At 34.8% G+C, this 14,594-nt stretch carries 14 protein-coding genes, 1 tRNA gene and 1 other RNA gene; 9 read left to right on the top strand and 7 right to left on the bottom strand.

Features of this window, described 5'->3' with window-relative positions; genetic code table 11:
* Positions 1-135: 135 nt before the first annotated feature.
* A complete protein-coding gene (locus tag KBI38_06465; GenBank protein ID MBP8629700.1) occupies positions 136-498 on the bottom strand; it encodes a CidA/LrgA family protein in 363 nt (120 codons plus the stop codon).
* 205 nt (positions 499-703) lie between these two features.
* Between KBI38_06465 and KBI38_06470 the strand changes: the two genes are divergently transcribed.
* The gene (locus KBI38_06470; GenBank protein MBP8629701.1) at positions 704-1,273 is read left to right on the top strand and encodes an N-acetylmuramoyl-L-alanine amidase; all 570 of its coding nucleotides are present in this window, start codon (positions 704-706) and stop codon (positions 1,271-1,273) included.
* A 47-nt stretch (positions 1,274-1,320) separates the two neighbouring features.
* Here KBI38_06470 and KBI38_06475 read toward each other — a convergent pair whose 3' ends face one another.
* On the bottom strand, positions 1,321-2,244 hold the full coding sequence (locus KBI38_06475; protein ID MBP8629702.1) for a cache domain-containing protein: 924 nt from the start codon (positions 2,242-2,244) through the stop codon (positions 1,321-1,323).
* Positions 2,245-2,408: 164 nt separating this feature from the next.
* Between KBI38_06475 and KBI38_06480 the strand changes: the two genes are divergently transcribed.
* On the top strand, positions 2,409-3,551 hold the full coding sequence (locus KBI38_06480) for a DNA polymerase IV (GenBank protein MBP8629703.1): 1,143 nt from the start codon (positions 2,409-2,411) through the stop codon (positions 3,549-3,551).
* Positions 3,552-3,665: 114 nt separating this feature from the next.
* On the opposite strand, the gene ssrS is transcribed toward KBI38_06480, so the two are convergent.
* Positions 3,666-3,841, bottom strand: a non-coding RNA gene (ssrS, locus tag KBI38_06485) — 6S RNA.
* A gap of 222 nt (positions 3,842-4,063) precedes the next feature.
* On the opposite strand from ssrS, the gene KBI38_06490 reads away from it, so the two are divergent.
* Positions 4,064-4,675, top strand: a complete 612-nt coding sequence (locus KBI38_06490) for a hypothetical protein (GenBank protein MBP8629704.1) — start codon at positions 4,064-4,066, stop codon at positions 4,673-4,675.
* Here KBI38_06490 and KBI38_06495 read toward each other — a convergent pair whose 3' ends face one another.
* Positions 4,676-5,734: a tetraprenyl-beta-curcumene synthase family protein gene (locus tag KBI38_06495; GenBank protein ID MBP8629705.1), complete on the bottom strand. Its 1,059-nt coding sequence runs from the start codon at positions 5,732-5,734 to the stop codon at positions 4,676-4,678.
* Positions 5,735-5,855: 121 nt separating this feature from the next.
* On the opposite strand from KBI38_06495, the gene KBI38_06500 reads away from it, so the two are divergent.
* Positions 5,856-6,149 (top strand): hypothetical protein, encoded by a 294-nt coding sequence (locus KBI38_06500; GenBank protein MBP8629706.1) that lies wholly within the window; start codon positions 5,856-5,858, stop codon positions 6,147-6,149.
* A gap of 258 nt (positions 6,150-6,407) precedes the next feature.
* Positions 6,408-6,484, top strand: a tRNA-Arg gene (locus KBI38_06505).
* A 40-nt stretch (positions 6,485-6,524) separates the two neighbouring features.
* On the opposite strand, the gene KBI38_06510 is transcribed toward KBI38_06505, so the two are convergent.
* Positions 6,525-7,625, bottom strand: a complete 1,101-nt coding sequence (locus KBI38_06510; GenBank protein ID MBP8629707.1) for an iron-containing alcohol dehydrogenase — start codon at positions 7,623-7,625, stop codon at positions 6,525-6,527.
* Between the two features lie 19 nt (positions 7,626-7,644).
* Complete coding sequence (locus tag KBI38_06515) at positions 7,645-9,294, bottom strand: CoA-disulfide reductase (protein MBP8629708.1); 1,650 nt, start codon at positions 9,292-9,294, stop codon at positions 7,645-7,647.
* Positions 9,295-9,488: 194 nt separating this feature from the next.
* Here KBI38_06515 and nirJ1 point away from each other — a divergent pair, with 194 nt between their 5' ends.
* On the top strand, positions 9,489-10,679 hold the full coding sequence (gene nirJ1, locus KBI38_06520) for a putative heme d1 biosynthesis radical SAM protein NirJ1 (GenBank protein MBP8629709.1): 1,191 nt from the start codon (positions 9,489-9,491) through the stop codon (positions 10,677-10,679).
* Entirely contained in the window at positions 10,680-11,678 is a 999-nt protein-coding gene (gene nirJ2 / locus KBI38_06525; protein MBP8629710.1) for a putative heme d1 biosynthesis radical SAM protein NirJ2, read from the top strand. It abuts the gene before it with no gap.
* A 36-nt stretch (positions 11,679-11,714) separates the two neighbouring features.
* On the opposite strand, the gene KBI38_06530 is transcribed toward nirJ2, so the two are convergent.
* On the bottom strand, positions 11,715-12,254 hold the full coding sequence (locus tag KBI38_06530; GenBank protein ID MBP8629711.1) for a hypothetical protein: 540 nt from the start codon (positions 12,252-12,254) through the stop codon (positions 11,715-11,717).
* Between the two features lie 144 nt (positions 12,255-12,398).
* On the opposite strand from KBI38_06530, the gene sucC reads away from it, so the two are divergent.
* Together sucC and sucD are read left to right on the top strand one after the other, a co-directional pair.
* Positions 12,399-13,568, top strand: coding sequence for an ADP-forming succinate--CoA ligase subunit beta (sucC, locus tag KBI38_06535; GenBank protein MBP8629712.1), 1,170 nt, complete (start codon positions 12,399-12,401; stop codon positions 13,566-13,568).
* A 4-nt stretch (positions 13,569-13,572) separates the two neighbouring features.
* Positions 13,573-14,475 (top strand): succinate--CoA ligase subunit alpha, encoded by a 903-nt coding sequence (gene sucD, locus KBI38_06540; GenBank protein ID MBP8629713.1) that lies wholly within the window; start codon positions 13,573-13,575, stop codon positions 14,473-14,475.
* Positions 14,476-14,594: the final 119 nt, after the last annotated feature.

Genomic DNA, 14,594 nt, shown 5'->3' on the forward strand with positions numbered 1-14,594 from the left:
TATTAAAAAGATGGCAATAAATAATGGATTAAAAATTGCGAGGTTAGTTTTGGCATAAATATAAAGACCGATTTTATAAGCGATAATACATAACAAAATAATGCTAAGTGGATTGTCCCAAAAAGATAACATAGTTTAGTCCTTTCTGAATTTTTGTTGGAGCTTCATAGTGTATTTAACGGCTAGTGCAGTTACCACAAAGGTTAATAGCGTTGTGACAAGAATAATGGCGCTAAATTGCCATAAAATATTTTCAATTAAATAATATTTTCCCAAGATTGATACTCCGGCGGCAATAAAAAAGAATCCCATATTTTTGAGAAAAAACGAAGAAATGGTTTCGATTTGTGTTAGTGTAATAGTTTTTGTTAGTAATAATAATAACAGCAAGGTTATGCCAATAATGCTTACCGGGATTGGTAATGATATATTTAGCGAAATTATATTAGATAAAAAAACTAATAAAAAGGTAAAACTTATTTGTAATATTAAACTCATAGCAAACTCCTATAGATGTTAATCACGAGAATTTATGATAATACTTTTAGTAGATAAATTCAACTTCAACTTTCTGCCTATGAGGTCATTAATCCGCAAATATTATTAAATTTTTATATTAAGGTTAACTATAGTAGTTTTTCTAAGTTTAAAAACAAGAAGCTTCTTAATATATAGTAGTGAATGATATTAAGGAGGAAAATTGATGAGTAGAAAAATTGATTTCAGAGAATTGCAAATTTTAGCAGAGGCTAGTAAAGAAGAATTATGGATATTAGCTAATGGTAAAAACCGGGATGTTAAAATATATTTACATTGGTCGGCGGGGCATTATCAGCAAATTTTTGAAGAATATCATTTGAATATTTGTGGTAATGGTGATCTTATTGTTAGTACTGATAATTTTGCTAAAATCTTAGCACATACATATTGCCGTAATACCGGAGCGGTAGGGATAAGTTTATGTTGTGCGTATTTAGCAACTCCGGCTGATTTGGGCTTAGAACCGCCGACAATACAACAAATAACTACGCTTACGACAGTAATAGCAATATTAGCTAAAGTTTTAGATTTAACGATTGATCAAAATAGGGTTATGACGCATGGTGAGGCTGGGGACAATGTTGATAGTTTATTGCTACATGAATGTTATGGTCAGAACACAACCAGAGAACGATGGGATTTAGCAATCCTTAAAGAAAATGAAGATTGGGGTAGTGGTGGTATTTATTTAAGGAAACAAGCGCAAGAAAAATTTAAAATATTAAAAGGTTAAAAATAAAGTGCCTCGAGCATAACAAATATTGCTCGAGGCACTTTATTTTAATTAATTTTTGATGGTGAACTTGATTTATAAATGAGGTAAGTAGCATAAACTGAAATCATACCAACTAATAATAATGTGGAAAGGGAATAGAAAATTTGCTTTTTCAAGAAACTTAAAGTGTTATCTTCATCTTCTTGAACCACCACAGTCCATTTTGCTTTTTTAGACTTGGCATAACTAGCAAAAAGATTTTTCCCTTTATCAGCATATTTTACGCTACCAGAGATTTGATTTTGTGATGCTTTAAGCGGTGCTAAGGTTTTAACATTAGATAAATCATTAAAGATGGTATTATCAGGATGGCTGATAACATGACCATTATTATCAGCTACAAAAATACAGGTTTGACTATGTTTCATATCATAATTATAATTTACCAGTTCATCAATTCGGCTTAATTTTAATGGTGCTGAAATAACACCGATAATAATATCGTTTTTCTTTATTGGCACCGAAATAATGGCAATTGGCTGATTAGTCAACTTTGAAATTAAAATATCGCTGATGGAAAAATTTTGACCGCGGATAATGTCTTTAAAGTATTGACGATCACTGACATTAAAAAAATCTCCGCTATCGCGTGCTATTTGTTGACCGGAGGTATTGGCAATAAAGATTGTAGTAAAGTCATTGTTATATTTTTTGACAGAATCCTGAAGAATTGGCGTTTGTTTAACAGGATCCATGCTTTGAATTTCCGGTAAAGTTGAGATAAAGGATAATAAGTGTTCTTTTTCTAAGAGAAAATCATCAATATCATTGGCTAAATTTACTGCTACTAATTGGTTGTTATAAGACGTGCTAACTGATAAGCTTTGATAAGTCATATAGGCACTGGTAAAGATAACAAACAGTGCCGGTGTTAAATTTATAAAAATAATAAGTTTTAGTAACTTTTTAAATAAGAGCCTATCATTCAAATTTTTTGTAAAGCCTAACATATTTTCAAATATCAGTCCTCTCTTAGTGGATAATTATATTACATTTTATCATAAAATAGCGATTTAAACCAAATTAATATAATATTTACACGCAAGAACAGATGTTCTATAATGAAAATAAGATTAATAAGGTGATGAATAAAATGAAAAAAATTATTATGCATGTTGATATGGATGCTTTTTTTGCGGCAGTTGAACAAAATGACAATGATTGTTATAAAAATAAACCGGTAATAGTTGGTGGTTGCGGTAAGCGTGGTGTTGTCGCAACTGCTTCTTATGAAGCTAGATTGTTCGGTGTTTTTTCGGCAATGTCGATTGCTAAGGCGAAAAAATTATGCCCGGAGGGGATTTTTTTGCCTTGCAATCATAATCGTTATAGTAGTATTTCGAAAGAATTCTTTAAAATCTTAAATGAATTTTCGCCTTGTGTTGAACCCTTATCAATAGATGAAGCTTTTCTGGATTTAACCGGGATGGAAAAAATTTTCAATAATATAGAAGACTATGCTCGAAAATTAAAAAGCCGAGTTTACGAACAGTTGGGTCTTGTTGTTTCAGTCGGTGTTGGCAGTAATAAGTTTATTGCTAAATTAGCCTCAGACCTTGAAAAACCAAATGGATTAGTAATTGTTAAACCGGGGCAGGAATATGATTTGTTAAAAGATAAGCCTGTTAGTATATTATGGGGTGTTGGAGCGAAAAACAATCAAAAATTAAAAAGTTTGGGGATTTATAAAGTTGAAGATTTATTAAAAACTGAGTTTAAAATATTGTTAGATCACTTTGGTCCTTCCGCTTATAAATTAGTTGATTTGGCCCAAGGAAAAGATGAGCGTCAGGTTGTGGGAGTGAGAGAGCCTCAATCAATTGGCAAGGAAGAAACCTTTGAAGTTGATTTGGTCAATACGGCAGCAATAAAAAAAGAATTATTAGCACTGTCAGAAAAGGTTGGATGGCGGTTAAGACAAAAAAAATATTTGGCACAAAAAGTAACTTTGAAAATTAAATTGAAAAATTTTCAGGTTATAACTTGTAGTGAGAGTTTGGTAGAGGGCACGAATTACGATGAAGTAATTTATGATATTGCCTGTAAATTATATGAGCAGATTGAGGTTAAAGAGGCTATTAGGTTATTGGGAATAACGGCCGGTAAACTGCTGAAGGGTAACACTATTAATTTATTTGAAAACACTGATGATAGAAAAAAGGCTTTGTACAATGCGATTGACAGTTTGAAAGAAAAATTTGGAGAAACGGTGATAACTAAAGCAAAATTACGCTGAATTATAATAAAAATTAATCCTGACAACAAAAACTTGGTAAAAGTTGTAGTATAGGGTTAGGAAAATAATAATAAGGGGAGTATTGGTTATAACCAATACTCCCCTTATAAAAAGAAAAAACCCGCAGTGTCGCCCCTTGTTATGTCCAAACCTGTGCCTTACACAGGTGGGCATCCTATTTTTGTTTTTGCCTTCCGGCTGAACCGGCTCGGCAGCTGCAAAAAAATCAGATTCCCATTTCAAAAAAGTAGGTTGGACATAATTAAGGAAAGCGTGCACCTCAGGTATAGATGATACTGTTTTCAAGGCTTATAATATCACGAAATAGCACAATATGCAATTTTAAAAAATGATAACAAGTGCCCTAAACGCTATAAATAACTGATTTTAACGGTGATTTAGCAAAAAAATGAATGAAATGTCATTTGACAATCTTAAGATAAAATTATTGGATAATTTTTATAAATACTGTTAAAATAGTAATGTTATTAATATTGTTGAGGAGAGAGAAAATGAGCGAGAACAAAACAATGAATGTCATATTAGTTAAACCTGGTTGTGATCCGGAAATTTGCAGAATTCCGGATGATGTTAAATTACAAATCGAAACTATTTCAGATTTGTTAGAAGGTAATTTTGCCAGTTGTGAATTATTGGATTTAGGTAATGGGGCATCGCTACATTTATTAGTAAATGATTTGGCAGTGCCACTAGGTTTAGCACCAAATAGAACTTTTCCGGCACCTAATGATCATGAGGTTATTTTTGGCACGGTGATTTTCTTGGCGATGGGTGAAGCGAAAAATGCCAAAGTGCAAATTCCGATGCATATGACGGATGAAGTTTGTTTGCAAATAATTGAGCAAATTAAAATTGCGTTTACACCTTGTCGTGGTGATGAAAAGCCTAATCCGGCTACTGAAATATATCGTGAAAATGTTGGGACGGCGGAAGAACGTAGTTTCAAATGGCAAGAAATAGCTTGTCCAGAACAAATTATTAAAACTTTAGGTAATGGTAAAGTTAAAATGGTTGATACTGGTGAAAATGAAACAGTGATAGAAATAAACGGACGCTACTTCAAGCAAGTTACAATTGCTAGTGGAGCAGCGCCGATTCAATAATTATACAATTTTAAAAAATCTCATTATTTGAGATAATTTATATAATAATTTAGTATAAGTTCCGGAAGACTGTAGCAATTTATTTTTAATTGCTATATCTTCCGGTCTTTTTATTTTAGGATCTGACAAGTATAGTGCTAATAAGCCTTTAACAATTGTTTCGTTAAAAATAAAATCGGTAGTATTAGCGGTTTTAGCTAGAGCTTCATTTTTAAATAAAATCAGTCGAGATAACTTTTCTTCTGTCCCAGTATAATATGTTAAAAAATTCAAATCATTATGCTCAAGATCTTCAGTGTAATCGATAAAATAGTCTAGTAAAATGTGCAATCCGGTAATCCAAGGGAAATAAGCCTCCTTATGTAATTTAATATTAGAAGGCGTAATTTGAGAATTGTTGGCTAAAGCACACAACATAAAAATTCCGAGAGTTGATCCAGTAGCAGCAGCAAACTCCCAATGACTAATAACATTAGTATAACGATTAGCGATTTTAAGCCAATTTAGTAGCTTTTCTTCTCTTAGTGTTGGAGTTAAGTGTTTATATGTTTGCAGGTCACTGTACAATGAGCCTAACGTTAAGATATCGTATTTTATCAAATTGTAACTGGGAAAGCGTTGAATTTGATATTGACAAGTTGTTACTAATTTTTTTAAATAACCACCGTCTTTAGTATAAGGATAATACAGGTAATAATCTTTACATTTTTGAGTAGGATCTAAAGCGTCGGTAATAGCCAGATGAAGTTGGCGAAAAGCCTGCTCATCATTTACTTCAACTCTGTCACAAAGATTATCAAGATAATCACTAATAGTTTGGAAGGCTACGATGAACTTTACAAAATTATTAATATCAACATCCGGTAACATGCTGTAAAAACTACCACCCTGACAGTGGAATTTTTTATCTTTTAAGCTAGCTAAGGCTTGAATTTTTAATTCGCCGGAAATAGACAATCTAACGAAATTTTCCCAATAATATATTTCTTTATCTACCTTGGGTAAAATATCGTGTACGAACTTGTTGACCAGATAGATACTTTTCATGCTATTAATCATAAGGGCCTCCCCATATTATCGATATAACTTGTTTTATATAGTTTGTACTGTTATAATTCAATCATACCTTAAATTGTAAATAATAATCAAGAATTATACTATAACCTAGGGGGATGTATTTATGCAAATGGATTTTTGTGTGGCGATTCATTTTGAGGATGACTATGGTTTTATTAAGTATAATGTAGCGACAAAGCAAGTGATGATTGTTTTAAATAATGAAGTTAAGAAACAAGAAATACTGGAATTTTTAAATAGCGAACTGTCAGTTAATTTACCCAATGATACATTAATGGATTTTTCTGCTAAAGTTGTAGAGCCTTTGGCTAGTTTAGCTGATTTAAAAATTGCCTTAACTAGACTTTGGGATAATACAGGGGTTTTAGTTGATTGGAGTAGACCGGTAGAATGTTAAGAAAAAACCTTCGATAATTTATCGAAGGTTTTTTGAAAAACTGCTACAGGCTCAGGATGTTAAGTTGTGGATAAACACAGCGACTTATCCACAAAACTATCCACAAAACAGAAGTAAGTGTGGATAAGTCGCTGTATAATCAAGAAATATTAAGGTTTTACTTGTGGAAAACTTTTTATTATAAAATAATAGAAAATAAAGGTTGACTTTGTTTATTATAAATGATAAAATAATTTTCGTTGGTTAGCAAAACAATATGACTCCGTAGCTCAGCTGGATAGAGTATTTGACTACGAATCAAAGGGTCGCAGGTTCGAATCCTGCCGGGGTCACCATTTAATAATTTAAAGCTCGTATTTGATACGAGCTTTTTTGTTATTCTATAATAAAACTGTTTTTAAGGATGTTTTCAATATCCTGGCGATTTGGTAGCGGCTTAGTATTGCTAACGTTAGGAGATTGAAAAGTTTTAGCGACAAATAAACTAAGTTCATTTCTTGATAAACTGGTTTTAGGGCCTAACAATGTTTCCAATAATACACCGAAATCAGTGATAGTTTGCATATTTAATAAGCTCAGGACTTTATTAATAAGTTCATGCTGATAATTATTGATAAAGCTCAGATATTGATAGAGCAATAAACCATTAGCTTTGCCGTGCTCAATGTTTTTATAGAAGGTTAGGGAATAACCCATAGCATGGACTGCAGTGGTGCCGGTTTGAGATATAACTACGCCGGCTAACATTGAAGCATACAATAGTTCGATGCGGTCTTCAAGTGTTAATGTCCCTAGTGTTTTTGGTAGAACTTTACCGAGGATTTTTAGTGCTTTTTCAGCAAAAATATTACTGGTTTCAGTTGCTTTTGCTGAAAGGTAACCTTCTAAAGCATGTGACAATGCATCGATGGCGGTATTGATTGTTATTTCTTGTGGTAATTTCATAGTGTACTTAGCATCCAGAAAGGCTACTTTAGGAAAAATAGCTGGACTGTTGATGCTTTTTTTTGTTTCATTAAGATTATCCGTCAAGACGGCGTAAGGTGTAACTTCGCTACCGGTACCGGCAGTAGTAGGAATAGCGATAATAGGTAAGGGCGGTTGATTATAAATACCGGAAAACAACTGTTTTTCATCAATATTATTTTTAGCTAATATTGCAATAGCCTTGGCGGCGTCTAAGGGTGAACCGCCTCCAATCCCGATAATAAAAGAGGGGTTAGTTTTCTGAGCGATTTTTGCAGCTTCTTGCACTTCTTGAATGCTGGGATTACTATTTATTTCATTATATAAAGTATAGTGAATATTGTTTTGTTCCAAAATAAATCGGACATCATTTAAAGAGCCGTTTTGGGCTGATGATTTTTTGCCAGTGACGATAAAAGCTCTAGACCCTAACGTTGTAAAAACATTACTGTGGTCTTTTAGGCAATCTATGCCACATAATACTCTGGTTGGCATGAAAAAATTAAGCATATGCAAAGACTCCTTTTCGTTAGAGGAATTTTAAAACTTCTTTATAGGTTTTAAAACCACCATCAAGATTTTTGCAATTAAAACCATGTTGCTTTAAAATGCGACAAGCTAGATAGCCTCTTAAACCTACCTGACAGTAAACATAAATAGTTTGATCTGTTGGTAAATCAGTAAGACGAGAGCGTAGTTGACTTAAGGGGATATTAATAGAGTGTTGAAGTTTTTCAAAGTTATGCTCGGATGGCTCTCTAACATCTAATAAGAACATTTCTGGCGAATTATTAATTAATTCATGCCATTGGAATGTTTGGAGGAGGTTCCCTAAAACATTTTCCGCCAGATAACCCGCCATATTTACCGGATCTTTGGCAGAAGAAAATGGCGGAGCATAACAAAGTTCTAAGTCTGCTAAATCTTCAATGGTTAGATTTCCTTTAATAGCAGTGGCGATAACATCAATACGTTTTTCGACCCCAGCTGTGCCTAGTGCTTGAGCTCCGAAAATCTTACCGTCAATTTTAGAGAACAGTAGTTTTAACGAAATCGGGCTGGAATTTGGATAATAGCCGGCATGCGATCCGGGATGTAGATGGATTACCTTATAGTCAAGATTATTTTTTTGTAGTTGCAGCTCATTTAAGCCCGTTGTTGCAATTGTTAAATCGAATAATTTGACAACGGCGGAGCCTAAGACGCCATGATAAGGAGCTTTGATACCACAAAGATTATCCGCTACTAAGCGTCCTTGGCGATTAGCCGGTGAAGCTAGTGGTAGCATTGTTTGAGCTTGAGTAATGTAATGAGGAACTTCGATGGCATCGCCAACCGCATAAATGTGAGGATCAGAAGTTTTAAAATATTCATCAACAACTATTCCGCCGGCGTTGTTTAGGGTGAGCGCGGCTGTTTTGGTAAAAGCAGTTTCCGGCTTTACACCGATGGATAAAATTGTTAAATCGGTATGAAGCTCGGTATTATCGTTTAAAATCAGCGTAGATCCTTGGTCTTTAATTTCTTTTAAGCCGTTGTTGAGGATTAAGGTAATGCCATTTTCGATGAGCTTATTTTGAGCAATGGCGGCCATTTCAAAATCAAGTGGTGGTAAGATTTGTTTAGCCATTTCAATAATAGTAACAGCAAGACCTAAATGCTTAAGATTTTCAGCCATTTCAAGGCCAATGAATCCGCCACCGATAATAGTAGCAGTTTTTGGCTGATTAATATTAATGAAGGTTTTAATTTTATCGGTATCAGGAACATTGCGTAAAGTAAATAAATTTTTAGCCTCGCTTAGTCCGCTAATCTTTGGCAGAAGAGGGCTAGCGCCAGGTGATAAAATTAATTTATCATAAGTTTCCAGGTAAGTTGTTTGTGTTTTTAAATCTTTAACAGTGACTGTTTTATTAACTTTATCGATTTCAATAACTTCATGAGCAACGCGAGCCTGTATATTAAGATGGTTTTTTAACATAGTTGGTGTTTGTAAAAATAAAGAGTCGCGATTTGGTATAACATTGCCAATGTAGTAAGGTAAACCACAGTTGGCAAAAGAAATATAGTCCCCTTTTTCTAAAATGATAATTTCAAGATTTTCATCAAGGCGTCGTAATCTAGCTGCTGCAGAAGCACCGCCGGCTACGCCACCGATAATAACAATTTTTTTACGCATTGGTAAGTCCTCCCTTGTGAAGTATAATAAAAAACTATATACTTTTATTATATAACAATTATTATTAATTACCATTAATTTAATGTTATATTCTAAATTTATTGATTGATTGACCAAGTAATAAGTGCGTGATAAGATAAAAACATTAATCGACGTTGTCTTTGGATTAAAGTTAAATAGTGTGAGGTAAAAAAATGATCAGTGTAACAAAATTATTGTTTTCTACAGAGTATTTTGGCGATTCTTTGCGATATCGTCATGGTTCGAAAAATGCTAAAAATGGTGTAGCGGAAGGAACCGGTCCGGTTGTAGTGTGGAATTCAACCAGAACTTGTAATCTTACTTGTCGTCATTGTTATATGAGTTCTGATGCAAAAAAATATGAAGGTGAATTAAATACTGCTGAGGCTAAAAGATTTATAGATGATTTAGCAGAATTTAAGGTGCCGGTATTGTTATTTTCTGGTGGGGAGCCTTTGCTCAGACCAGATTTTTTTGAGTTAGCACAATATGCAGCTGACAAAGGAATTAGACCAACTTTATCAACTAATGGAACGTTAATTACCGCGGAAGTTGCGCAAAAGATTAAAGACATCGGTGTAGGTTATGTGGGGATTTCCTTAGATGGTTTAGCGGATGTTAATGATAAGTTCCGTGGCAAAGAAGGGGCATTTGAATTAGCAATGGCTGGGATTAAAAACTGTGTAGCAGTTGGCCAAAGAGTGGGGTTACGCTTTACGATTAATCGTCATAATTTTTTGGAACTGGATAAAATATTTGATTTTATCGAGGCGGAAAATATTGATAGAGTTTGTTTTTATCATTTGGTTTATTCGGGGCGTGGTAATGAAATGATGGAAGAGGATGTTACTCCTGAAGAATCACGTCAAGCGATGGATATTATTATTAGACGAACTAAAGATTTTGAAGAGCGTGGTCTGAAAAAAGAAATATTAACTGTTGATAATCATTGCGACGGTGTTTATATGTATGTTAAAGCGGTTCAAGAGGGTGATAATGCCTTGGCAGAACAAATTAAAAAGTTGATTTCGATGAATGGTGGCAATAGATCGGGGATTGCTTTTGGTGAGGTTGATCATTTAGGTTATGTTCATCCTGATCAATTTACACAACACCATACTTTTGGCAATGTTAGAGAACGTAAATTTGGAGACATTTGGACTGATGTTAATCATCCGATTATGGCAGGGTTGAAAGATCGTAAAACTTTATTAAAGGGGCGCTGTCAAAAGTGTCAATACCTTGAAAATTGCAATGGTAATTTTAGAACTAGAGCAGAAGCTGTTACCGGCGATTTTTGGGAGTCTGATCCGGCCTGTTATTTGACTGATGAAGAAATAGGTTTAACAAAAGGAGATAAGTAAATGATTATTTCTTGGAATACAACCAATGCTTGTAATATGTATTGTGATCATTGTTATCGTGATGCTGGTTGTCAAGCGGAAGAGGAATTAAATACAGCACAAGCAAAAACCTTATTGGAACAAATTGCTAAGGCTGGTTTTAAAATTATGATTTTTAGTGGCGGTGAACCGCTAATGCGCCCTGATATTGTTGAATTGGTAAGTTATGCCACTTCGTTAGGGTTAAGACCGGTTTTTGGTACGAATGGAACCTTGATTACGAAAGAATTGGCACTACAATTAAAAGAAGCTGGAACAATGGGGATGGGAATTTCGCTGGACTCATTGGATCCTAAAAAGCATAATGAATTTCGCAAGTTCCCTAATGCTTGGGAAGGTGCGGTTCAAGGGATGAGAAATTGTCGTGAAGTTGGGTTAGCGTTTCAAATACATACTACTATTATGGATTGGAATGAAAGCGAAATTGAAGCAATCACAGATTTTGCAGTAGCTGAAGGCGCGGTCGCGCATCACTTTTTTTTCTTAGTACCAACTGGTAGAGCGGTTACAATTGAAGCGGAAACTTTAAAGGCTCAGGCGTATGAAGATACTTTGACCCGTATTTTAAATAAGCAAAAAGAAGTATCAATTGAGTTAAAACCGACTTGTGCTCCGCAATTTATGAGAATTGCTAAACAAATGGGGCTGAAAATGCGATTTGGCAGAGGTTGCTTGGCGGGGACTTCGTATTGTATTATCAGTCCGAAAGGGCAAGTTCAACCTTGTGCGTATTTGAATATTCCGTTGGGTGATGTTCGTGAAACACCATTTGATGAAATTTGGCGCAATAATGAAGTCTTAAATGAATTAAGAACCTTAAATTATAAAGGTGGTTGCGGTGAATGTCCATTTAAACAAGCTTGTGGTGGTTGTCGTGCTAGAGCGGCTTATTATAATGATGGTGATTATATGGCGGAAGAACCATGGTGTTTATATCATGGTAGAACCGGACAAAAATAAAAAAGTAGTGTCTCATAATACTGAGACACTACTTTTTTATGATAAGGTGGTAGTAATAAGTTGATGAGCGATAGCATGATTAAACATTTCAGTGGAAGAATATTTTTGCCAGAGCGCTTGAACTTTTTGTTGATATTCTTCAATAGAGATGGGGGCTTGTAGTTGCTTGTTAATACAGGAACTTAAGCTGTCATAAAACTCCGGTGTTAGAGTGATATTACGTAACGCTAAAAGTGTATTTAAATTGTTATTTACTAAAAATAAAGCTAGATCACTTTGAGGGTTTGTTAAATTCGGTAATTGATTTTTAGGTAGAGTGCAGAGACAAGATGGGCAATCGCCCCAATCATTTAAGATCCCCTCAACCTTATATAAAAAAAAGATAATATTGTCTTCGAAAAATAATGCTATCTCGATTTGACCGGTGCGAAAAGCTTCTATGGCAATCAAATCACTATTATTTAACTTTAAGATAAACATTGGCCCGTTGACATCGAATTGGAATAAGCCGCCTTCGCCACTGGCTTTAATTGGTAGTGGAAAAGCTTCGCCAACTTGAAAATTTGTATATGACATAATAATCCTCCTATAGTTAATACAGCTTAAATCTTACCATAAATAATAACAAGTGTTAAATACACTGGAAAATATTTAGAAAATAATATACAATTAAAAAATAGTAAATCATTTAGGTTACTAACAGCTATAGGAGGTTGAAGCATGAATATCCATGAATATCAGGGTAAAGAGGTATTAAGAAAATATGGTGTAACAGTACCAAATGGTAAAGTTGCTTTTTCGGTAGAAGAAGCAGTTTGTGCAGCTAAGAAACTGGGTTCACAAGTATGTGTGGTTAAAGCACAGATTCATGCAGGTGGTCGTGGTAAAGCTGGTGGCGTAAAAGTTGCTAAAAATATAAATGAAGTTGAAAGCTATGCTAAAGAAATTTTAGGCAAAACTTTAATAACTCATCAAACCGGTCCTGAAGGTAAGGTTGTAAAACGTCTGCTGATTGAGGAAGGTTGTGACATCAAAAAAGAATATTACATTGGCTTAGTGCTAGATCGTGTTACTTCGCGGGTCGTGTTAATGGCATCAGAAGAGGGTGGAACTGAAATTGAAGAGGTTGCAGCTAAAACTCCGGAAAAGATATTCAAAGAAATTATTGATCCGGCGATTGGTTTAGCCTCGTTTCAAGCACGACGAATTGCTTTTAATATAAATATTCCGAAAGAGTTAATTAATCAAGCGGTTAATTTTATGATGGGTTTATATAATGCGTTTATCGAAAAAGATTGTTCTATTGCAGAAATAAATCCACTAGTTATAACCGGTGATGGCAAAGTTATGGCACTTGATGCTAAGCTTAATTTTGATGACAGTGCATTATATCGCCATCCTGATATTTTAGAATACCGCGATTTAGATGAAGAAGATGAAAAAGAAAACAGAGCATCAAAATATGATTTAAATTATGTGACGTTAGATGGCAGTATTGGGTGTATGGTCAATGGTGCTGGACTAGCGATGGCAACGCTTGATATTATTCATTATTATGGCGGTGAGCCAGCTAACTTCCTTGATGTAGGAGGTTCGACTACTGTTGATAAGGTTTCGGAAGCGTTTAAAATAATTTTATCAGATGAAAAAGTACAAGGTATTTTTGTTAATATCTTTGGTGGCATTGTGAAATGTGATTTCATTGCCCAAGGGGTAGTGGAAGCAGCGAAACAAGTCGGGTTAACTGTTCCGTTGGTGGTAAGGTTAGAAGGAACTAATGTTGAAATTGGCAAAGAAATTTTGCGCAATTCCGGGATTGAAATTGTAGTTGCTGATTCTATGGCTGATGGCGCAGAAAAAATTGTTTCTTTAGTTAAAGATAGGGGGTAAGACAGTGAGCATTTTAGTAAATAATGACACAAAAGTAATTGTTCAAGGGATTACCGGTTCGGTAGCGAAATTTCATACGCAACAAATGTTGGAATATGGAACTAAAATTGTGGCTGGTGTTACGCCGGGTAAAGGTGGAATGACGGTTGAAGGTGTACCGGTTTTTGATACAGTAAGTCAAGCTGTTAAAGCTACCGGAGCCACTGTTTCGGTAATTTATGTACCGGCAGCGTTTGCCGCTGACTCTATTTTAGAGGCGGTTGATGCGCAATTGGAGTTGGTTATTTGTATTACTGAGCATATTCCGGTAATGGATATGGTAAAGGTAAAACGCTATATGCAAGGCAAGAAAACAAGATTGGTTGGGCCTAATTGTCCGGGTGTTATTACTGCTGATGAATGTAAAATTGGCATTATGCCAGGCTATATTCACACTAAAGGTCATGTGGGGGTTGTTTCGCGCTCTGGAACACTGACGTATGAAGCGGTACATCAATTGACGCAAGCTGGATTAGGCCAAACAACAGCGGTTGGGATTGGCGGAGATCCGGTTAATGGTACGAATTTTATTGATGTATTGAAAGATTTCAATGAAGATGATGAAACGCATGCGGTGATTATGATTGGTGAAATTGGCGGTGATGCTGAAGAAAAAGCAGCCCTGTGGATTAAAGAAAATATGAAAAAGCCGGTAGTTGGGTTTATTTGTGGACGCACTGCGCCACCGGGGAAAAGAATGGGACATGCCGGGGCGATTGTGTCAGGCGGTAAAGGTACGGCTGATGAAAAAATCCGAATTATGACTGAATGTGGAATTAGAGTTGCTGATACCCCTGCTGTTATGGGTGAAACATTAATAGCGTTTTTAAAAGAAAAAGGTTTATATGAGGCTTGTAAAGCTAAATAAGATTAGATGTCTTGAGTTAATTTTGCTCAAGGCATCTTTTTGTATTTATAAAGTATTTTTAAAGCTAAACCAGCTGTAAAGCAGGAAATTTATTATATTTTGCAGAAGATTGTAAAGGG

The sequence above is a fragment of the Negativicutes bacterium genome, from assembly GCA_018052945.1.
GTDB lineage: Bacteria > Bacillota > Negativicutes > JAGPMH01 > JAGPMH01 > JAGPMH01.

What these genes read in the sequence shown, in the direction of transcription:
- KBI38_06490 (MBP8629704.1), top strand. Translation starts at nt 4,064, where the DNA reads ATGAGCGAGAACAAAACAATGAATGTCATATTAGTTAAACCTGGTTGT.
- KBI38_06510 (MBP8629707.1), bottom strand. Translation starts at nt 7,625, where the DNA reads ATGCTTAATTTTTTCATGCCAACCAGAGTATTATGTGGCATAGATTGC.
- sucC (MBP8629712.1), top strand. Translation starts at nt 12,399, where the DNA reads ATGAATATCCATGAATATCAGGGTAAAGAGGTATTAAGAAAATATGGT.
- KBI38_06465 (MBP8629700.1), bottom strand. Translation starts at nt 498, where the DNA reads ATGAGTTTAATATTACAAATAAGTTTTACCTTTTTATTAGTTTTTTTA.
- KBI38_06530 (MBP8629711.1), bottom strand. Translation starts at nt 12,254, where the DNA reads ATGTCATATACAAATTTTCAAGTTGGCGAAGCTTTTCCACTACCAATT.
- KBI38_06515 (MBP8629708.1), bottom strand. Translation starts at nt 9,294, where the DNA reads ATGCGTAAAAAAATTGTTATTATCGGTGGCGTAGCCGGCGGTGCTTCT.
- KBI38_06500 (MBP8629706.1), top strand. Translation starts at nt 5,856, where the DNA reads ATGCAAATGGATTTTTGTGTGGCGATTCATTTTGAGGATGACTATGGT.
- nirJ2 (MBP8629710.1), top strand. Translation starts at nt 10,680, where the DNA reads ATGATTATTTCTTGGAATACAACCAATGCTTGTAATATGTATTGTGAT.
- nirJ1 (MBP8629709.1), top strand. Translation starts at nt 9,489, where the DNA reads ATGATCAGTGTAACAAAATTATTGTTTTCTACAGAGTATTTTGGCGAT.
- KBI38_06495 (MBP8629705.1), bottom strand. Translation starts at nt 5,734, where the DNA reads ATGATTAATAGCATGAAAAGTATCTATCTGGTCAACAAGTTCGTACAC.
- KBI38_06470 (MBP8629701.1), top strand. Translation starts at nt 704, where the DNA reads ATGAGTAGAAAAATTGATTTCAGAGAATTGCAAATTTTAGCAGAGGCT.
- KBI38_06480 (MBP8629703.1), top strand. Translation starts at nt 2,409, where the DNA reads ATGAAAAAAATTATTATGCATGTTGATATGGATGCTTTTTTTGCGGCA.